This is a genomic window from Pontibacter chitinilyticus (assembly GCF_039748935.1).
Lineage (GTDB): Bacteria > Bacteroidota > Bacteroidia > Cytophagales > Hymenobacteraceae > Pontibacter > Pontibacter chitinilyticus.
This window is the reverse complement of record NZ_JBDIZJ010000010.1, coordinates 12,389-31,470: the sequence shown is the minus strand read 5'-3', so window position 1 is coordinate 31,470 and position 19,082 is coordinate 12,389. Positions and strand designations below refer to the sequence as shown.

The following is a 19,082-nucleotide window of genomic DNA, read 5'->3' as shown; positions in this document are numbered from 1 at the left end:
AAAACTAAGCGTAAAGGAGCTGTCATACCCTAGCCGACCCGTTTTACGCGCAGTGCAAACGTGCTCTGGTCTATCACCTGCACGGCATCGCCTCTTTCAATAAAGCCATCCCGGGCCTGCGCATCATAGAGCGTCTCGTCAATCATCACGCGCCCGGATGGGGCCATGCGGGTGTGGGCGATACCGGTTTTACCGACCAGGTGCGCGGCGGTGTTCGCTGAGCGGTAGCCTTCGGCGCTATGGAAGGTGTTACGCAGCACCACGTGGTTCATGGCTTTGCTGCTCACCAGCCGGTTCCAGGTCAGGGCAATGAGCACCAGGGCCCCCACCATGCCCGCCACCACTGCCAGCATACTTTTCTTCAGCGCATCAGTAGCTACAAAGGTAAAATCTAAATTATGATTATTAAGCATGATGAGCACCAGCGCGACCAGCACGAGCACAATGCCGCTGATGCCCGTAATCCCGAAGCCCGGAATCACGAACACCTCCAGGCAGATCAGGATAAGCCCGATGATGAACAGCAGGATTTCCCAGTTCGCTGCCAGGCCCGTCAGGTAGTAGGGAATCAGGTAAAGCGCCCCGGCTACAAGGGCAGCCAGCAACGGAAAGCCTACGCCCGGCGTCTGCAACTCAAAGTATAAACCGGCCAAAATGACCAGGAGCAGGATGCCGCTGATAAAGGGATTGAGGAAAAAGCTGACAATGGTATCGGCCGTACTGGGCTCATACCGAATCACCTCGGCCTTTTGCAGGTGCAGCTGCTCCAGTACCCCTTCAACGCTGGTGGCGATGCCATCACAGAAGCCATACTTAATGGCCTCTGAAGTGGTGAGCGTCAGCACCTGTCCGGCAGAGAGGGTGCTGTCTACGCTGGCCTCCACCATTGATTCGGCTAAGTGCGGATTGCGGCCATTTGCTTCGGCTGTGGAGCGCATGATGGACCGCATGTAACTCTGGTACTTGCCGGGAGCTGCCGCGCCATCGGCGCCTACCACAGTTGCAGCACCTATGTTGGCGCCTGGGGCCATGTAGATGCTGTCGCAGGCCAGCGAGATGAGCGCACCGGCTGAGGCAGCATTTTTGTTGATGAACACATACACGGGCTTCGGGTACTCCAGAATGCGTTTCCGGATCTCATCGGCATCCTGCAGTGCGCCGCCAAAAGTATCCAGCACCAGCAGCACATAGTCGGCGTTCACGTCGGTAGCCTCCTGCAGCGCAAGCCTGGTGTAGCGGTTGGTACGCGGGTCTATTTCCGACTTTACCTCCATCACAAATACTTTGGGCCGTGATTGCGCAACCGAAATAAAAGGCAGTAGCAGGAGAAAGAATAGACAACAGCGTTGCCAAAAATGCCGGTGCTTTGGTCTGGTTTTCATACATTGCAAGCTGAATTGGCTTTAAGTTACTAAAAAATACGCGCTTATCCTTCCGCTACTCTTTACATACGATTTTGACGCTCCCCTGTGGCGCATCCGCATAGATACGGTAGCAGAACGGCTGGCGCTGGAGGTGCGGGATGCGGAGGTATTGCTGGCCTATTTCTTTGCCTATGACTGCCGCCAGCACAGCCTTTTGCCGCTCCCTATCCCGCAAGCGCTAACCTGGTGGCAGGGGCTGGAGGAGGCTTACGATGGGTTGGTATACCTGCACGGCTATGCAGACCGAAAGTTGGGGCAACACAAAGGGATACGTGCCCTAGAGGCGGCTACCGGTACTTTGAAGTGGGAAGCAACGGAACTAGCCTTCTACGGCTTGTGTGCAGAAGGCTTGCTGGCTTACCCCGCCGCCAGCACCGAACACGCCTATCAACTGCTAAATGCTGCCACCGGCCAGGTTTTGCAGCAAGCTGTAGCACAGGACGCTGCCGTTGCCGTAACCGAAAGCTTTAGCCGCAGCCGGTATGCGGCCTGCCAGTACCCGGTGCTTTACCCGGAAGGCGAGCCATACTTTGCACAAGTGCAGGCGTTTATAGCCGCTCAGTTGGGGACAGAGGCCCTCAAAGCCATCGAATACGTAGAAACAGATGCTGCGCTGGTTGTGAGCTATTATACTGGCGAGGCAGCCGGAAAGCTGGACAATTATTTGGCTGTATTTAACTTTGAAGGTGATTTACAACTTCATGTTTCACTTGGCAGCAGTTTAAGTGGGATAGGTTCGGATACTTTTTTTATCTTTAAGCACAAATTATACTTCATCCGAAACAAGGATGTTTTACAAGTATATTCACTTCTTTTATAGTATATAGTAGCCATGGTAAGAGCCCTTTTCACTGCCCTGTTGGTGGCACCCTTAATAACTGTTTCGGCCCATGGGATGGGGCTTACAGCTGTACGAGATTCGGTAGGGGTGGAGCGTAAGAACGGAAAGCTGTTCGTGCAGCACAAAGTAGAACCGAAAGAAACCCTTTATGCCCTCTCCAGAAAGTATAACGTAGCAGTTAGCCAGATTGAAGAGGCTAACCCAAGTATGGATGCCGGCATCAAAATAGGGCAAATCGTATTGATTCCCCGTAAATATACCGCTCCGGCTGCAAAGCCGAAAGCCACAACTGCTACTGCTTCACCCGCGACAGCCCCAACGGCCAGCAACCGCACCTATACGGTAAGTGAGGCTGGTAACAAGACACACACGGTGCAAACCGGCCAGACGCTCTATGCCATTTCACGCCTGTATGATGTGAGTGTGGACGATCTCAAACGATGGAATAACCTGCCAGACAACAGCATCAGCGTTGGCTCAGAGCTCATTGTGAGCAAAGGAGGCGCTACGCCTACAAAAAAGCCCGTGTATGTGCCGGAAGCGGATGATGAAATAAAAGTAACCAAACCTGCCCCTGAACCAGTTGTGGTAACGGCTTCCACAGCGACAGCGCCGGTGCCTGCCACTACTGCCCCTGCTGCTGCTAAACCGGAGCCTGTAACCGCCAAGACGGAAAGCGACGATGAGGATGCCGCAGGTGAGGGAGTAAAAAAGGTGGTAGAGAGCGGCATGGCCGAGATGATCGATCCAAAAGCTGACACGAACAAATACCTGGCGCTGCACAAATCTGCACCGGTGGGCACAATTATGCAGGTGAAGAATGCCATGAATGGCCAGGTTGTTTATGTGCGCGTAATTGGTAAACTGCCGGACACAGGTGATAACGACAAAGTCCTGGTGCGTATTTCCAAGAAAGCCTATCAGAAGCTCGGCGCTGTAGATCAGAAGTTCCGGGTAGAAGTATCCTATATGCCGTAAGGTTTTCTACGGAAGAGCAAGCGCCTGTGCAGCAATGTACAGGCGCTTTTGTTTTAGCGCAGGAGGGAGCTTGTTTCTGCTTATTTAGGATGCTGAAGCTATCATGCGTGTTCTGCTCTTTATCAGAAAGTTGTATGCTCCAGCTATAGGATTTATACTTCAGCTAAAGCAGTTACAGGCTCCCCTCCTTAGACAAGCGAGAACGCGAGTTTGAAGCTTGCGAGCGCAGCTCTGAGGGGCAGGGGGGGGGTGTACCCGGCACAACAATGCTTATACGCTAAAGAAGCTGCCGGTAAATTCCCACTTAGCGCAGGTGCATCGAAAAAGAGGAGGCTGCTGACAACTCCTCAGTGGCAATAGGTGCTGTTACATGCATAGGATACAACAAATCGCTGCTTCAATTCCGTACTTTACTAGATGAAAGGAGATTTAGCCGCTATCAAAGCGCTGCTCGACAACCGGGTCGAGCAGTATAACCAGCCGGAGTTCATCGTGAACGACCCTGTTTCTATCCCGCACCGTTTCACCCGGAAGCAAGACATTGAAATCAGCGGCTTTTTTGCTTCCATTCTGGCGTGGGGGCAACGTAAAACGATCATCAACAACTGCCTGAAGCTAATGGACCTGATGGATCAAGCACCCTATGAGTTTGTACTGCACCACCAGGAACAGGATTTGCCCCGCTTTTTAGGTTTTAAGCACCGCACGTTCAACGATACAGACCTCTTGTACCTGCTCTACTTTTTTCAGCAGTACTACCGGCAGCACGATAGCCTGGAAATGGCTTTTACAGGTAAAAACAACTTGCTGCAAACCCAGAAGGAGCGGTTGGAGCATTTTCATAACCTGGTGTTTAGCCTGGAAGATGCCCCGCAGCGTACCCGCAAGCACATTGCTACACCGGCCCGCAAATCGGCCTGCAAGCGCCTGAACATGTACCTGCGCTGGATGGTGCGGCAGGATAATGGCGGCGTGGACTTTGGCATCTGGAACACCATCCCCATGCGCGATCTGGTATGTCCCTGCGATGTGCATGTGGAGCGCGTGGCGCGGCGGCTTGGCCTCATTACCCGAATGGGAATGGACTGGCAGACGGCAGAAGAACTGACCAGCCATTTACGCATTTTTGATCCGGCTGATCCGGTGAAGTATGACTATGCGCTGTTTGGCTTAGGGGTAGAGGAGAAGTTTTAAGACTGCCTTGTCTTAGTAATATTCCGGCAAATTAAAACCAAGTATAAGCATCATCTTGCCGCTGTTCTTATGCTTTTTCTCAACCTGATGCTTGTGCCTGCTACTAAAGTATGCGGACAAGTATAACTGCTTTGTAGCCCAGGTATAAGTATACTTGTCTCTGAAAATACTTGTATATGCTAATGCGCCGGTTTCCTTTACAAAACCAGGCGGGAGTACAGCTTTTCCAATGTTTCCTGCGGATCGGTACATAGGCCGGGGTGAACAGGCGAGGTTTGTACGACAGTGCTACGGGTAGCAGCCAGCCACCGGAAACGTGAGGCAATGGGCAGGCTGCCAATCGTGCCACCTTCTTTGCGACCGGCGCAGATGCGCTCAAAAGCGTGGAGGCGCTCCTGCAGTTCCTGCATGTCCAGTTTGTCGGAGAAGGAGCAGAGGCGGCGCTCCTCGAGCTCATATACCGTTTTCAAAAATCCTTTGGCAGCGCAGTATACGATCACCCCAACGTTGACGAACTCTTCCCGTTCTACGCACGGCACCACGCGAATAACGGCGTACTCAAATAAGTGCTTTTCTTGCATGCTGTGCTTCCTTGATAAATAAATCTGAATGTTGGAGCCGGGTTTCGAGGAACAGGCCGTATACCTCCCGCAGTTCCTTGATGGTGTCAAAGGGCGAATCGATATTTTGCAGCCACTCATCCGGAATAAGTGCCACAATGGCCCGGATGTGTTCCGGGGTAAGTATGCTGCGGAATTGCGCATCTACCGCTTCCAGTTCAGAAGCCTGAGGCAGCAACACATGGTCTTTTACCTGTACAAATGGGCGCCGGGCCTGCTCCTCCCAGTTATACCCGCCATGATGGAAGTATAACGAAGCGCCATGGTCGATCAGCCATAACTCCTTGTGCCACATAAGCATGTTGGTGTTGCGGGCTGTGCGGTCTACGTTCATAATCAGGCAATCGAACCACACGATCTGCGAGGCAAGCGTCGCATCCTGGGTGGTAACCAGCGCATCAAACGTAATAGCTCCGGAAAGGTAATGCAGGGCCAGGTTTAGGCCTTCGCTGGCGCGCAGCAGGTCCTGGATTTCCTCATCCGGCTCGGTGCGTCCAAACGCTTCATCCAGCGAAGCAAACACAATTTCCGGAACTTTGAAGCCGAGCAGGCGGGCTACTTCGCCGGCAATCAGCTCGGCAATCAGCGCTTTGATGCCCTGTCCGGCACCCCGAAATTTAAGCACGTACAGAAATTCATCATCAGCTTCAACCAGGGCCGGCAGCGATCCCCCTTCACGCAAAGGGGTCACGTAGCGCGTTACCTCAACTGTCCGGAGCTCCGGTGGCGTATAGTTCATAAGTTGTTCGTGTTCATTCGGCACTTCTGCAACTCCCTGCAAAAGGCAGGTCGATTGGTGGCAAAACACCGGCAAAAGGCGCCTGTAAAAGTAGTAGTTTGTAATTGCACAGGCAAATGGCCGAAGTATAACCTGCCGGCCTGTGTCGTATACTTGTTTGCAGAAATCCCTATACTTGCAGCATTGCTTTACGATCTGTTGCCATAGCCGCGTTTATACAAGAGGGTACAGATCTGATGTAGGATTGGTAGCTACAATTTATACTACACTTAACGAATTAAGCACGCTTTGCCACGTAAAAAGCCCTGCAAAAGAATCTCTGCAGGGCATTCCTAATCTTTATAGAATACGGGTTTATACTTATATCGTCGGTTTGTCGCCTGTCACCTGCACGGTAGAGCCCGACATATAGCTGGAGTCCTGTGAAGCGAGCAGCACATAGATCGGCGCCAACTCGGCGGGTTGTCCTGGTCTGCCCAGCGGCACGTCTTTTCCGAACGACTTTACCTTTTCCTCCGGCATAGTAGACGGAATAAGCGGCGTCCAGATCGGGCCCGGAGCTACGCAGTTGGCACGGATGCCTTTCTCTGCCAGCAGCTGCCCTAAATTGGCTGTAAAGTTCTGAATAGCGCCTTTGGTGGCAGCGTAGGCCAGCAGTGTGGGCGTGGGTTGGTAAGCATTTACGGAGGTGGTGTTTACAATGGTGCTTCCCGGCTGCATGTGCGGTTCGGCTGCTTTGCAGAGGTAAAACATGGCATAAATGTTTGTCCGGAAAGTGCGGTCCCATTCTTCGCTCGGTATTTCCTGCAAAGATTCCCGTGACATCTGAAAGGCAGCATTGTTCACCAGCACATCAATACGGCCAAACTCCTGCACGGCACGCGCTACAATCTGCTTGCAGTGCGCCTCCTCACTGATGTCGCCGGCCACCAGTACCGCTTTCTGCCCGGCTTCCTCTACATACCGTGCGGTTTCTTTCGCATCCTCCTCCTCATTCAGGTAAGCAATCAGCACGTCAGCGCCTTCGCGGGCAAAGGCAATCGCCACGGCACGTCCTATGCCTGAATCGCCACCCGTAATAATAGCTTTGCGCCCCTGCAGTTTGCCGGAGCCGCGGTAGGATTTTTCGCCATGATCTGCTTTCGGGCTCATCTCACGTTCCGTACCCGGCACTTCCTGCTGTTGTTCCGGGAACGGCGGTTGCTGATACTCCTCCTGCGGGTCTTGCATATTCGATTTGTTTTCTTCGCTTGTGTTCATCTGTATAATCGTAAGTGAATTGATTTTCTACCTGTTACAAACGGAAGAATGCTGGCGTGGTTAGCAGAATCAGTGTTATTACGGAGTAGCAGCGAGCAGAACGCCAGTCTGAAAAACGGTTTAAAGCTGCAGGCTAAGTAGGCGCTAAAATTGCCGTGTTCAGCCTTTTGCAACCGCAATCTTCAGCACCACTTTTCGCACCAGCGTTTCTGTTGCCATGGCGGCATGGGCATCATCCGGGTAAAAGATTGTGAAGGAGCCCGCCGGCACGTCAAACCAGTTATTCGTTTTGTCAGAGAAGAAAGCAGCATCCCGCGCATCTAGGTAGGGATCAGTGGGGGCAGCGCACTGGGCAAGGTCTTTCCAGCCCATGTGGTCGGTGCCGGAGATCACGTATTGAATATCAATGTACTTGCGGTGTACCTCCAGCCTGGCATCCTGTGCGGGTGTACCATGGCCTTCTGAGATAATAGCCAACAGGTCTTTGCCAGCGATTTCCTGTACGCCGGTAGGCACTGCCAGTAAGTTTGTGTCCTGCAAAAAGCGGAACGCCTGTTCAAACAAAGGGTGCATACAGGTATAGCGGGCAGCATTAGCAAGTTTATCGAGAACCATTTTGAGTTAGAGAGTTAAAAAGTTAGAAAGTTAAAGAGTTGTTAGTTGATGGGACTTTTTACGGATTTAGAAGTATAGATGGGTGGGGCTTGCCAGGCCATACTTATACTTGTCAATTCGAACAAAATACCCCCCTGCGTATGTTATAAAAATGGCTAATTTTGCTACAAATTAAAAGATAACCATTGATCTATCCAGATAACTTTGAAATAAAGATTGGGTTTGCGCAGGTACGCGAAATGCTCTCGGAGCTTTGCCTGAGTCCGCTTGGTCGCCAATATGTGAGCCGTATGGCTTTCCTCAACCGCCAGGACCTGGTGGAGCGGCTGCTGCAGCAAACCAACGAATTTAAACAACTGCTGGAGGCGGACGCTGAGATTCCGCTGCAGCATTACTTCGATGTAACGGCTTCCCTGGACCGGGCCGCCATTCAGGGCACGTTTCTCGATGTGCAGGCTTTCTATGAGATCAAAATGTCGTTGCGTACGATTCGCGACTCGCTGCGCTTTATTTCCGGCACAGAAGCGGGCACGTATGAAGCGCTGAAAGCCTTGGGCACGGATGTGGTGGTGGAGCGCTCGCTGCTGGCTGCACTTGATAAAGTGATTGATGATGCTGGTGCCGTGCGCGACGATGCTACGCCGGAGTTGCAGCGCCTGAAGCGTGATCTGATTGCACAGCAGGGCATTCTCCGCAAGACAATCTCATCGATAATCCGACATGCTAAAAACGAGGGCTGGACGCCGGGTGATGCTGAGCCGACCATACGGGGCGGGCGTTTGGTGATACCGGTTATTGCCGAGCACAAGCGCCGCATCAAAGGCCTGATTCACGATGAATCGAACACAGGCCAGACAGTTTACATTGAGCCGGATTCTATTTTTGAGCTCAACAACGACATCAAGGACCTGGATAATGCCTACCACCGCGAGCTGGTCCGCATCCTGATAGGGCTCACCAATACGCTACGCCACCATATACCGGAGCTGCGCAAGGCTTACCAGTACCTGGGTCTGCTGGATTTTATCCGGGCAAAAGCCGCTTTTGCCCGCCGTATAGAAGCGGCCAAACCGACGTTGCACAAGTATCCGCAGATCAGCTGGAAGCAGGCATTTCACCCGCTGCTGTACCTGGCGCATAAACAACTAGGCCGCGAGGTGGTACCCATGGACCTGGAGCTGAACCGCGAACAACGCCTCCTGCTGATCTCCGGTCCAAATGCCGGTGGTAAATCGGTGAGTCTGAAAACAGTGGGACTGCTGCAGTACATGCTGCAGTGCGGCCTGTTGATTCCGGTGGCTGACGGCTCTGAAGGCGGTATTTTCCACGACATCTTTATTGATATCGGCGATGAGCAATCCATAGAGAACGACCTGAGTACGTATAGCTCGCACCTCACTAACATGAAAAAGTTTGTGACGGTAGCCGATAACAAAAGCCTGGTGCTGATAGATGAGTTTGGCACGGGCACAGAGCCGGTGCTGGGCGGCGCTATTGCCGAAGCGGTACTACAAACCCTTAACGACAGTAAAGTATATGGTGTGATCACAACGCACTATACTAACCTGAAGAACTTTGCTGAGCGCAATCCGGGCATTGTGAACGGAGCCATGCGCTACGATCATAAACACCTGCAGCCCCTTTACCAATTAGAAATCGGCAAGCCGGGATCTTCTTTCGCCATTGAGATTGCCCGTAAAATTGGCTTGCCGAAGCAGATTGTAGATAAGGCCAGCAGCCTGGTGGGCAAGGACAAGATCCGCTACGACCGCCTGCTGGAAGAGCTGGAAACAGAGAAGCAGGAGCTCGAAAAAAAGCTGCGCGAAGCCACTACCCTGGAGCAGAAGCTGAAGCGAAATGTGAAGGAGTATAACGACCTGAAGAACTTCCTGGAAGAGAGCAAGCAGGACGTGCTGCGCGAAGCCAAAGGGAAAGCCAAACTGTTGCTGAAAGATGCCAATCAAAAGATTGAAGCGACTATTCAGCAGATAAAGCTAAGCCAGGCAGCTAAGGAGCAGACAAAAGAGGCGCGCCGCGAGCTGGAGACCTTTGCCCAGGAAGTGCGTCAGGAAGCGCCGCGGCCGGCACACAAGCGCCTGGTAAGCGGAAGTATAAAGGAAGGCGATACCGTGGCACTGCTGGGGCAGGACTCGGTAGGCCAGGTGGTAAGTATAAAAGGCAAAACGGCGGAGGTGTTGTTTGGCGGCCTGAAGACCATCGTGAAAGTAGACAACCTGGAGCGGGTAGAAGGGCAGGTGGCCACCGCCAGGCAGAAGAAGGCGAAAGTGGCCGAAGCAGCCGAAGGCTATACCCGTGGAATGAACATTACCCAGCGCATGGCAGATTTCGGCAGCACCCTCGACATTCGGGGCGAGTACGCGGAAGACGCCCTGACCAAAGTGATGAACTTCACCGACGAAGCGATCATGCTGGGCATCCCCGAGATCAAGATCATACATGGGCGCGGGAACGGTATTTTGCGCCAGGTGGTGCGCGATTACCTGTACTCGGTGCGGGCAGTAGCCAGTCTGAGCAGTGAAGTGGAAGAACGTGGCGGTGATGGTGCTACGCTGGCAGTGCTCAAGTAAACGGCAGGAAGTATAAACTGAAAGTATAAAAGAAAGGCTCCCAAATATGGGAGCCTTTCTTTTTTGCTATCTCGTGTAGCGGATCTCTACTTTTTCTATTAGCGTTGAGTCATTCGGGTCGTCTCCTAGCAGTTCATCGCCGGTAAATTCCAGGTTCAGCTCCGATGCTGTTAACTTTTTGATAGTTGCGGTGGTCTCGTCGGCTGTTCCTTTTTCAAAAACGATCGCTTGCTCGTTGTTAGCGAATTCCCAGTTTCCGGTTCCGGTGCTATCCCAGAGGGTAGTTGTTACGGTGCCGTTATCATTAAATTTGAAGTTCCAGTCCGATACATCTAATCCAACCAATGCCAGCGTATCGGTATAATCTACGTCATCCAGCAAAATGCTTTTGCCCGTCCATGTTCCGCCCGTTAGCAGCGCCTTATTGCTAGGGGAGGTATCGTTGTCATCATCATCGCTGCCACAGCTGCTAAAGGTTAGCGCAGACAGCGCCATAAACAAGAATGCGAGGTACTGTAATTTTTTCATAGCGCTTGGATTAAGTTGATACATAGGAGTGCAATGAAAATATATACTTGTGTAAGCTGGCGTAAGATGTTATGCAACTTCCTGATAATGCCAAATAGATCAAAACAAAGTGCCAAGATAAAAACCAGCAGGACGAAGGTAAGTGGAAATTTAGTGCCCACTTTTTGTAAGTACAAGACCTTGTACTATTCTCAGCAGTATTAAAACAGCAAAGGCCTCCTTGTGTAAGGAGGCCTTTGCTGTTTTAATACTGCTTGCGTTTTATTGCTTTACAAACCGCAGTTCAACTGCTTGCTTAGTGCCGTCATCCAGGGTGAAAATGGTAGAGACGTCAAAATTATTTTCCGTGAGTCGCGTAACGTCAGAGAGTTCGCCCGGCTCGTTTAAGAATGGGAAGTTCATCTTGGTGTTGTTTTCTTTCAGGTCCCAAAGCCCTTGCTCTGACTGTGTGCTACCGTTATAGTCATACGTGGCGCTATACGTCCTGTCGTCTTTAAAAGTAACTTTAAAGGAGCTAATATCCAGGGCAGTACTGTTGTTGTCTACTTTGTAGCCGTTTAGGTATAAAGCATCTCCTTTCCAGGGATGTGCGGTCAAAAGCTGGTTTTTGTCAGGCGCAACACTGTTATCATCATTGTTATTACAGCTAAACAGTGTAACCAGAAACAGGGCAGCAAATAAATAAGAGAGTAGTCGAAATTTGTTCATGCGCTTAAATCCTATGTTTTATGCGTAAATATAACTGAATTCTTTTGCCGAATGCGTCCTTTTGAAGCGGAGGCGATCAAAGCAAATATAACAGTGGCTGCGGGTTGCAACCACTGTGCTACGGGAGTCTGCTGGTTGGTATGAAAGAACCGGCAGTCTATCCTACCGGTACAAAGCTCATTTCTATTTCTACTGGCTTGCCTTGTGTAAACAGGATGATCAACGTGGGGTCAATGCCTAAAATACTGGAGATCAGTTGCACGCTGCTCTGGCTTAAGGTGGTGCTCAGGTCAAGATCATCTTCGGTTAGTTCAACCACATTCACCTCTCCAAACAGGTCCAGGTTAAGTTTCGATTCATCAGCGTTAAAGCTCCAGGTACCATCCTGCGACTGTTCCTGGCCTTGCACAGTAAATGTAGCAGTATACGTTTTATCGCTTCTGAATGTCAGGTACAGTGTGTTAAAGCTGGCTGCTTTATTTCCTACTCCCGGAATAGCGGCGATGTTAATCTTGTTTACCATTACCTGATCACCCTTCCAGGCATGTGCTGTCAGAATATCAGTTTTGGAAGGTTCAGCATCTTTCTCTTCTTTGTCGCAGGAGCTTAAAAAAGTGAGGGCAAAGAAAGTAAAAAGTACGTAGCGCAGGGTTAGAGTCTTCATAAATCGGAATAAGGGTGTAACTGCACAGTATATCGCAACATAGCCTAATAAAGTTGAGGGGAGCGATATTTATTTTACCGGAGCCGGTAAAGAGCTACAGAATATTAACCTCGGGGTGCAGCCGAATGCCGAATTTTGCATCAACAGACGCTATGATGTCATAGGCCAGCTGGCGCACTTTGTCGCCGGACGCGCCGCCATAGTTCACCAGCACCAGGGCCTGATTTTTATGTACGCCGTAGTTATCGATCACCTTGCCTTTCCAGCCGCACTGCTCAATCAGCCAGCCGGCCGGCACCTTTACCGTTGTGGCCGATACAGGGTAGGAGGGAATGTTGGGGAACTGCGCCTTCAGGTTCTCATACTGCGGGAGCGGTATTTCCGGGTTCTTGAAAAAGCTGCCTGCGTTGCCGATCTGTTTGGGGTCGGGCAGTTTGCTCTGGCGGATGTGGCAAACAGCGGCACTGACGTCCTGTATACTGGGTTGCTGTACCTGCATTTCCTGCAGCGTGCTCTGGATGGCACCATACGAAGTGTTGAGCACATGCTGCTTCTGCAACCGGAAAGTAACGTGTGTTACAATATACTGGCCTTTTTTGTCATTCTTAAAGATGCTCTCCCGGTAGCCAAAATGGCAGGAGGCGTTATCATAGGTATGGACCTCGCCGGTAGGCAGGTGTACAGCTTCGAGCTCATGAAATACATCCTTCAGTTCCACACCATAGGCGCCAATGTTCTGCAGCGGCGCGGCGCCCACCGTACCGGGTATCAGCGACAGGTTCTCAACGCCGCCAAAGTTACTCTCCAGCGCAAAGCGCACAAAGTCGTGCCATACTTCGCCGCCACCGGCTTTTACGTATACATGTTCTTCATCTTCGCGTACCACCGCTATACCCTTAATGCCGTTTTGCAGCACCACGCCATCAAAGTCTTTGGTAAAGAGCAAGTTGCTGCCGCCGCCCAGCACCAGCTTTTCGGCCTGCTGCAACTCCGGCATTTGCAGCAATTGCTGTAGCTCTTCTACACTATTAAAGCGGGCAAAATGGCGGGCGTTTACATCGATGCCAAAGGTATTGTAGGGTTTAAGCGAAACGTCGGACTGTAGGAGCATAGGCGGTTGTTTGGTGCAAAGGTAGCTTTTTGAGTTAGAGAGTTAAAAAGTTAGAGAGTTAAAAAGTTAGAGAGTTAAAAAGTTAGAGAGTTTTGAAGGTAGTGCGTTAAAACGTAAGAGGTTATACTTTGGGGATCATGTTGTCGCCTATAGATAGATATAAATGGATAGTGCTTCACCTTGATACTCAGTACATGTACATTGGAGTTTACCGCTTCTAACGCACCACCTTCACAAATTTCTAACGCAAAGAGTTATCTTTACAGCCTTACGAAGTATAACCTATGGCAAAACAGAACCCAAACGGCAATTTCAACATCACCGTTACTACCCTGGCAGGACTTGAAGAGGTTCTGGCAGCGGAGCTTCAGGCATTGGATATGGAGTATATCAAGGTAGGCCACCGCGCTGTGACCTGCTCCGGCAACCTGCGCCAGCTCTACGAGGCAAACCTCTGGTGCCGCACGGCCATCCGCGTGCTGAAGCCTTTCCGCAGTTTTAAGGCCCGCAATGAGAAAGAGCTTTACGAGCAGGTGCAGAAAACAAATTGGGCTGAGTACATGGACCTGAACCAGACATTTGCCATAGACGCTTCGGTCAGCCATTCTACCTTTGAGCACTCGCTGTTTCTGGCGCAGCTTACCAAAGATGCCATTGTCGACCAGTTCCGGAAAGCCACAGGCGAGCGGCCCTCTGTCGATCGTGTGCGGCCGGATGTGCGCCTGAACCTGCACATGCACGAGAACATCGTCATTCTTTCGCTGGATTCCTCCGGTGACTCGCTCCACCGGCGCGGCTATCGTCTGCAAACAAACGTGGCTCCCTTAAACGAGGTGCTGGCAGCCGGCATCGTCAGCCTGAGCGGCTGGGATAAAAAATCGACATTTGTAGATCCGATGTGCGGCTCTGGCACCTTGCTGATCGAAGCGGCCCTGATGGCACAGAACATTGCGCCGGGCCTTTTCCGCCGCGACCCCTATGGCTTTGAGCTATGGAAAGACTACGATGATAACCTGTTTGAACTGATCTGGAAAACGGCCGAGGCGAAAGTTAAAGATGCGCCACAGGCCCGCATTCTGGGCTACGATATTGATGCAGAATACGTGGCGGCGGCCCAGGGCAACATCGAAAACGCCGGGCTGGAGAAAGTTATTCAAGTAGCGGAAGCCGATTTCTTCCAGACAGCTGCGCCCGCTACGCCTGGAGTGGTTGTGATGAACCCCCCTTACAACGAGCGTATTCAGTCAGATGACATTCACCTGCTTTACAAAAATATTGGCGACACGCTAAAGAACAACTACCAGGGCTACGATGCGTTCGTGTTTACGGGAAATCTGGAAGCTGCTAAAAACATTGGCCTCCGCACGTCGCGCCGCATCCCGCTTTTCAACGGGCCAATCGACTGCCGCCTGTTGAAGTATGAGTTGTACCGCGGAAGCCGAAGAAACAGCGAAGAAGAGTAGAAGACCAGCTGATCAGGTTCAGCGTTCATCTTCTATACTTCCTTATTGAATCATTTTTTAGATTGATTATACTTCAGTAGCAATAAAAAAAGCCCCTGCTTAGACTTGTAAGCAGGGGCTTTTAAATTAACGCATCAGCCAAATGGTGGCTTTTGCTGCTTATTGTATGATGAGCAGTCGTGCGTAGGCCTGCCCGGAAGCAGCCACGGCTCGAATTAAGTATACACCAGGTTTCAGGTTATGCTCCGCGGGCAAGGCAAAGGACATGGCACCTGTCTCGGTAGTATAAACTTCCTTCGAGAGTACCTGCTGGCCTGAAACTACCTCCTGCATTGTGATCTTCACCTTTTCCTTCTGCCCAAAGTGCTGCAACTCTACTTTTATGTGGCTGCCGGTATTTGGGTTAGGATATACCGTTAGTACCGGCTGCTGTTCTTCAGATGCCAATGTGCTGGCAATTTGCTGGCTGGCAGCAAGAGAAGTGGCCGTAGCGGACGGCATCACAATGGTCAGGTAATTAGTCTGGGCGCCAAGGGCCGGACTAGCCATGTTGCCACCCAATTTCACATCCCCGGCCGCAAAGCTTTTGCGGTAGAGCTCCATGGAACTGATGTTGGAATCATCTACGCCCAACATGATCGATTGCTTTTCCCAATCGGCAAGCCAGGCAGGCCGCGCGGTGCCGCGCGGATCATAGGCTACATAGACAGTGGCAGCCTGTGTTACGGTGAAGGAGAGCACCACGGAGCTGGTATCCCGCTTATCATCGTTTGCCGGCTGAATGAGTGAGGCTCCCTGCAGTGCCGTTGGCACGGAGGTGATCTGGTAGCTGCGGTCGGTATACAGCAGTGTATCTACCGCTAGCGTGGCCAGGTGGTAGTGCTTGCCGGAGCTTGCCACAACATTTGTAACAAAAGGGGTAACCGGAGTAGCTGCTAAAGCTGTTTGCGAAACTACTACAAAGTAGTTGTTCTCAGTGCCTGCTGCCGGGCTCGCCTTATTACCGCCTAAGGTTACCACACCCGCCGGGAAGCTCTTGCTGTAGAGGTTCACAGCACTGATTTTCGAATCGTTCACGCCTATTTTTTCACTCAGCTTGGTCCAGCCTGAGAGCCAGGAAGGTAATGCCGAAGCACGCGGATCGTAGGCCACATAGACCGTAGCTGGTTTGGTGAGTTCAAAAGAAAGTAAAGCCGTACTGGTGCTCCACTTGTCATCGTTGGCTGTCCGGATAAGGGAAGCTCCTTCCAGCGGAGCAGGCACCAAAGTGATCTGGTACGTGCGGTCCGTGTACATCTTTTCTCCCACTTGCAGGCTCGCCAAAGTATACGCCTTGCTGGTAGTGGCAGCAAGATTCGTTACAAGCGCTTCGCTTATAGGAGCTACTTTTGCAAGTATAAAGTAGTTGTTTTCGGCGCCGTCTGCCGGGCTGGCCTGGTTTCCGCCCACCAGCACGTTGCCAGCCGGAAACCGCTTGACGTAAACCGTCATTGAGCTGATCTTCGAATCATTCACACCTATCTGGTCGCTGAGTTTCTCCCAATTGGCAAGCCAGGCGGGCAGTACAGTAGCACGAGGATCATAGGCTACATACACCAGTGCGTCCTTCGATACATCAAAGGAAAGCAGGGAGGCGTCCGCATTCCACTTGTCCCCGTTTGCCGTCTGAAGCAGGGTGGCACCTGACAACGAGCCTGGCACCGAGGTAATCTGGTAGCTTCGATCTGTATACATTGGCACGCCAACAGCCATTTCTGCTAAGGTATAGCGCTTGCCGGTACTTGCCGCTATGTTCGTGATCAGGGAGTTCGTGTCGTTATTCTCAGGCGCCTGATCTGTTACGGTAAAGTTTACTGTCAGGGCAGCACCCGCTGTTCCCGTTCCGCTGGAAGCGGAATATGGCGTTGCTTTTAACGTATAACTACCCAATTCAGGTGTCCATTCAAAATAATCGCCTTTCGTGTCATCGCCATACAAAGCATAGGGGGCCATACTTTCGGTAACGCCCCTGGTCTGAGTTCCGGACAGGTCAAACGTAACACTGCCTACTTTAGTGGGGTTGGTATTAGCCCGGATGTTGAAGTTTCGGGTGGGCAGTTCGGCCAGGTTCAGCACAGTACTGTCTGTCAGTGTCAGCAGGCTCTGGTCGTTGTCTGCATTGATCAGTGTCAGGCTGGTTACTTGCTGCGCGGGCGTTTCGGTTGTTTTTGAGAACCGGAGTACTGTGATAGAGGCAGGACCTGCTTCTATTAGGTACTGCGAGGCATCTCCAGGGATCGCTGCTACGGAATCAGCATGTAGCAATGTCGGAGCAGTATCAGCAGTAGACGTGCCCTGGTACGTATAAACATCGGCTTTGCCGGTGCTGTTAAAGTCATTCAACTTCAGGTTAACGGAGTGCGGTGCCGTGTCTTTGTTCAGAAGAAAAACATTCAGCTCCGATCCATTTTTGGAGGCATAGGACACAATATTTGACGTACTGTTTACGGAAACAAGGTTGCTCAACAGGTATTTGCCCCAGAGCGAGAGCGCCTGTCCGTTGGCCTGCAAGCTACCGGTGCTGCTCAAGGCATCAAACACGTTGTTCGGTATTTCTTTGTTATCGACATACCGGGTGTTCCAGAAAAAAGCCAGGTCTAACTTTGGCTGCTTCAGCAGCTGGCCAAGCATATCAAAAGCTACCAGCCCGTGGCCGACATCGTTCTGGTTGAGCCAGCCGGTATCGCTCCAGTCAATCGTGTTAAACTCAGTAGCGATTACTTTGATACGTGCCCTGTCTGTTGCATTTACCACATACTTGTCAATAGCAGCAGAGGCTGTTTTTACATCCTGCACAAAGTTGGGGGTGGAGGTACGGTAATAATCATACCCGGTACTCCAGTTGTAGATCGGGTAGTTGCTTACGCCCAGGTAATCAATCAGTCCCGCAGCTGTGGGGTTGCTCAGGATCGTTTTCCACCAGCTGTCAGCCGATCCGTTGGCCACGATTTTGATCGTCGGATCTTCTTCCTTCATGGCTGTGGCAAACAGCAGGAGGTCGGTCAGGTAGTCGTTTGCTGTAACGGCGCCATTGTAGGCCGCACTATGATATGATTCGTTGCCGATCATCCAGTATTTGATGCCATAATGGTGAGTTACATTCGCGTATCTCACCCATTGTCGTGCCACCATGATCAGGCTGTCGCGGGAAGGAACGCCACCGCAGGTGCCCCCAGTGTTGCGATGTCCATCGCCATTTACAACAATTAGCGGCTGGGTGCCTGTGGCATGCACCATATCCATAAACTCATCAAAGTCAAGGGTAGTGGCTCTCAGGCTTTTGTGATCATCCAGCACAAACCGCGGGTCTTCGTTGGGCCAGTGGCAACCACCCGTTAATGCCAGCGTCGGATTGGCAGTAGTATAAGGGTACTGCCCCCAAATGTAGTTGTCGGACTTTTCGCCTCCCGGGAAGCGCAGGAAACTTACACCCATCTGCTGCAAGGCACTGGTCGTACTTGTGGCAGGTTGCAGGTACGAGTCGTCATCCATTAAATAATCCACATTAATGCCGACAGGGTGGTTCGACACATTTTTGATAATACTGTTCGATTCGACTGTAATGTTTTCCTGGGCCAGTACTACCCGGGTAAACAAGAGCAAAAAGAATACTAAGTATTGTTTTTTCATTTAAAAATAGGTTTTAATTGTGAATATAAAGCAATAAGATTCACCAAACGATATATGTAGATATTCGGTTATGATAATTGTGAATTAACCAAGCAGAGGGAGAGCCTGGTTAGATGTATTTTATAGTACATAACTCATGCAGGTGTGGCTATGATGGCAAAGGATCCCTAAGTATACTGTATTTTTGCATGACAATTATGTTGTGCAGAAAATTTTAAATTTGTCTTAGAATCTTAAATATGTGCCTAAGTAAAGCTACTGCTCCTAGCGTATCGGCGCCTTTGTGAGAAGTAGGCTCTTGTCTACAGGTCAGAAAGTATAAGAAACTGCTTGCCCATGAGTATAGACTAAAACTACATGGCAGCTGTTTGCCAGGGCAAGCGGAGCACGTATGCCCAATAGTGTTGAAGAAGTTTTGCAGAACAAGCCTGAAAAGAGATGTGAATAGAACTGAAAAGTGAGCCTGCTACTGCTTACCGTATCAAGTATAGACAGCTACAGGAGAATAAAGCAAATGGCAACCGCACATACCTGTAAAAGTCAGGTGGAAAGCCTTAGCAGAATTTACAATAGCGAAGTATAACTACTAAAGAAAGCATCGCGACAAGCCCGCAAAGCCTTGAGTTAGCAAAGGGCACTAAGCAGAATAACCCGAACCGGCACTAAAGCTAACTTTGAGT

15 protein-coding genes are annotated in these 19,082 nt (G+C 51.0%); 5 read left to right on the top strand and 10 right to left on the bottom strand.

What is annotated here, in order from left to right; translation table 11 throughout:
- Positions 1-29: 29 nt before the first annotated feature.
- Positions 30-1,382: an NfeD family protein gene (locus tag ABDW72_RS14710; protein WP_347159351.1), complete on the bottom strand. Its 1,353-nt coding sequence runs from the start codon at positions 1,380-1,382 to the stop codon at positions 30-32.
- A 46-nt stretch (positions 1,383-1,428) separates the two neighbouring features.
- On the opposite strand from ABDW72_RS14710, the gene ABDW72_RS14705 reads away from it, so the two are divergent.
- The 3 genes from ABDW72_RS14705 to ABDW72_RS14695 all read left to right on the top strand — a co-directional run bounded on the left by ABDW72_RS14705 (position 1,429) and on the right by ABDW72_RS14695 (position 4,437).
- Positions 1,429-2,244 carry a DUF4905 domain-containing protein gene (locus ABDW72_RS14705; RefSeq protein WP_347159489.1) on the top strand — a complete coding sequence of 272 codons (816 nt, stop codon included), beginning with the start codon at positions 1,429-1,431 and terminating at the stop codon, positions 2,242-2,244.
- Between the two features lie 12 nt (positions 2,245-2,256).
- Positions 2,257-3,243: a septal ring lytic transglycosylase RlpA family protein gene (locus ABDW72_RS14700; protein ID WP_347159350.1), complete on the top strand. Its 987-nt coding sequence runs from the start codon at positions 2,257-2,259 to the stop codon at positions 3,241-3,243.
- 417 nt (positions 3,244-3,660) lie between these two features.
- Positions 3,661-4,437, top strand: a complete 777-nt coding sequence (locus ABDW72_RS14695; protein ID WP_347159349.1) for a TIGR02757 family protein — start codon at positions 3,661-3,663, stop codon at positions 4,435-4,437.
- A gap of 197 nt (positions 4,438-4,634) precedes the next feature.
- On the opposite strand, the gene ABDW72_RS14690 is transcribed toward ABDW72_RS14695, so the two are convergent.
- From ABDW72_RS14690 to ABDW72_RS14675, 4 genes are all read right to left on the bottom strand, one after another.
- Complete coding sequence (locus tag ABDW72_RS14690; RefSeq protein WP_347159348.1) at positions 4,635-5,018, bottom strand: DUF3037 domain-containing protein; 384 nt, start codon at positions 5,016-5,018, stop codon at positions 4,635-4,637.
- Positions 4,996-5,796: a HipA family kinase gene (locus tag ABDW72_RS14685; RefSeq protein ID WP_347159347.1), complete on the bottom strand. Its 801-nt coding sequence runs from the start codon at positions 5,794-5,796 to the stop codon at positions 4,996-4,998. The genes ABDW72_RS14690 and ABDW72_RS14685 overlap by 23 nt, the downstream gene beginning before the upstream one ends.
- Before the next feature lie 360 nt (positions 5,797-6,156).
- On the bottom strand, positions 6,157-7,056 hold the full coding sequence (locus ABDW72_RS14680) for an SDR family oxidoreductase (protein ID WP_347159346.1): 900 nt from the start codon (positions 7,054-7,056) through the stop codon (positions 6,157-6,159).
- Positions 7,057-7,215: 159 nt separating this feature from the next.
- Positions 7,216-7,671 carry a NanQ anomerase/TabA/YiaL family protein gene (locus tag ABDW72_RS14675; protein WP_347159345.1) on the bottom strand — a complete coding sequence of 152 codons (456 nt, stop codon included), beginning with the start codon at positions 7,669-7,671 and terminating at the stop codon, positions 7,216-7,218.
- Between the two features lie 185 nt (positions 7,672-7,856).
- Here ABDW72_RS14675 and ABDW72_RS14670 point away from each other — a divergent pair, with 185 nt between their 5' ends.
- Positions 7,857-10,259 carry an endonuclease MutS2 gene (locus tag ABDW72_RS14670; protein WP_347159344.1) on the top strand — a complete coding sequence of 801 codons (2,403 nt, stop codon included), beginning with the start codon at positions 7,857-7,859 and terminating at the stop codon, positions 10,257-10,259.
- Positions 10,260-10,325: 66 nt separating this feature from the next.
- On the opposite strand, the gene ABDW72_RS14665 is transcribed toward ABDW72_RS14670, so the two are convergent.
- From ABDW72_RS14665 to murB, 4 genes are all read right to left on the bottom strand, one after another.
- Positions 10,326-10,787, bottom strand: a complete 462-nt coding sequence (locus ABDW72_RS14665) for a hypothetical protein (RefSeq protein ID WP_347159343.1) — start codon at positions 10,785-10,787, stop codon at positions 10,326-10,328.
- A gap of 261 nt (positions 10,788-11,048) precedes the next feature.
- Positions 11,049-11,495, bottom strand: a complete 447-nt coding sequence (locus ABDW72_RS14660; protein WP_347159342.1) for a hypothetical protein — start codon at positions 11,493-11,495, stop codon at positions 11,049-11,051.
- Positions 11,496-11,652: 157 nt separating this feature from the next.
- A complete protein-coding gene (locus ABDW72_RS14655) occupies positions 11,653-12,159 on the bottom strand; it encodes a lipocalin family protein (protein ID WP_347159341.1) in 507 nt (168 codons plus the stop codon).
- 94 nt (positions 12,160-12,253) lie between these two features.
- Positions 12,254-13,270, bottom strand: a complete 1,017-nt coding sequence (gene murB, locus ABDW72_RS14650; protein ID WP_347159340.1) for a UDP-N-acetylmuramate dehydrogenase — start codon at positions 13,268-13,270, stop codon at positions 12,254-12,256.
- 284 nt (positions 13,271-13,554) lie between these two features.
- Here murB and ABDW72_RS14645 point away from each other — a divergent pair, with 284 nt between their 5' ends.
- Positions 13,555-14,733: a THUMP domain-containing class I SAM-dependent RNA methyltransferase gene (locus ABDW72_RS14645; protein ID WP_347159339.1), complete on the top strand. Its 1,179-nt coding sequence runs from the start codon at positions 13,555-13,557 to the stop codon at positions 14,731-14,733.
- 159 nt (positions 14,734-14,892) lie between these two features.
- Here ABDW72_RS14645 and ABDW72_RS14640 read toward each other — a convergent pair whose 3' ends face one another.
- Positions 14,893-18,402 (bottom strand): T9SS type A sorting domain-containing protein, encoded by a 3,510-nt coding sequence (locus tag ABDW72_RS14640; RefSeq protein ID WP_347159338.1) that lies wholly within the window; start codon positions 18,400-18,402, stop codon positions 14,893-14,895.
- Between the last annotated feature and the right edge of the window lie 680 nt (positions 18,403-19,082).

Bases quoted from the DNA above. Each gene is read 5' to 3' on its own strand.
- ABDW72_RS14645 (WP_347159339.1), top strand. From the start codon at position 13,555: ATGGCAAAACAGAACCCAAACGGCAATTTCAACATCACCGTTACTACC.
- ABDW72_RS14660 (WP_347159342.1), bottom strand. From the start codon at position 11,495: ATGAACAAATTTCGACTACTCTCTTATTTATTTGCTGCCCTGTTTCTG.
- ABDW72_RS14695 (WP_347159349.1), top strand. From the start codon at position 3,661: ATGAAAGGAGATTTAGCCGCTATCAAAGCGCTGCTCGACAACCGGGTC.
- ABDW72_RS14655 (WP_347159341.1), bottom strand. From the start codon at position 12,159: ATGAAGACTCTAACCCTGCGCTACGTACTTTTTACTTTCTTTGCCCTC.
- ABDW72_RS14675 (WP_347159345.1), bottom strand. From the start codon at position 7,671: ATGGTTCTCGATAAACTTGCTAATGCTGCCCGCTATACCTGTATGCAC.
- ABDW72_RS14700 (WP_347159350.1), top strand. From the start codon at position 2,257: ATGGTAAGAGCCCTTTTCACTGCCCTGTTGGTGGCACCCTTAATAACT.
- ABDW72_RS14640 (WP_347159338.1), bottom strand. From the start codon at position 18,402: ATGAAAAAACAATACTTAGTATTCTTTTTGCTCTTGTTTACCCGGGTA.
- murB (WP_347159340.1), bottom strand. From the start codon at position 13,270: ATGCTCCTACAGTCCGACGTTTCGCTTAAACCCTACAATACCTTTGGC.
- ABDW72_RS14710 (WP_347159351.1), bottom strand. From the start codon at position 1,382: ATGAAAACCAGACCAAAGCACCGGCATTTTTGGCAACGCTGTTGTCTA.
- ABDW72_RS14665 (WP_347159343.1), bottom strand. From the start codon at position 10,787: ATGAAAAAATTACAGTACCTCGCATTCTTGTTTATGGCGCTGTCTGCG.
- ABDW72_RS14685 (WP_347159347.1), bottom strand. From the start codon at position 5,796: ATGAACTATACGCCACCGGAGCTCCGGACAGTTGAGGTAACGCGCTAC.
- ABDW72_RS14680 (WP_347159346.1), bottom strand. From the start codon at position 7,056: ATGAACACAAGCGAAGAAAACAAATCGAATATGCAAGACCCGCAGGAG.
- ABDW72_RS14690 (WP_347159348.1), bottom strand. From the start codon at position 5,018: ATGCAAGAAAAGCACTTATTTGAGTACGCCGTTATTCGCGTGGTGCCG.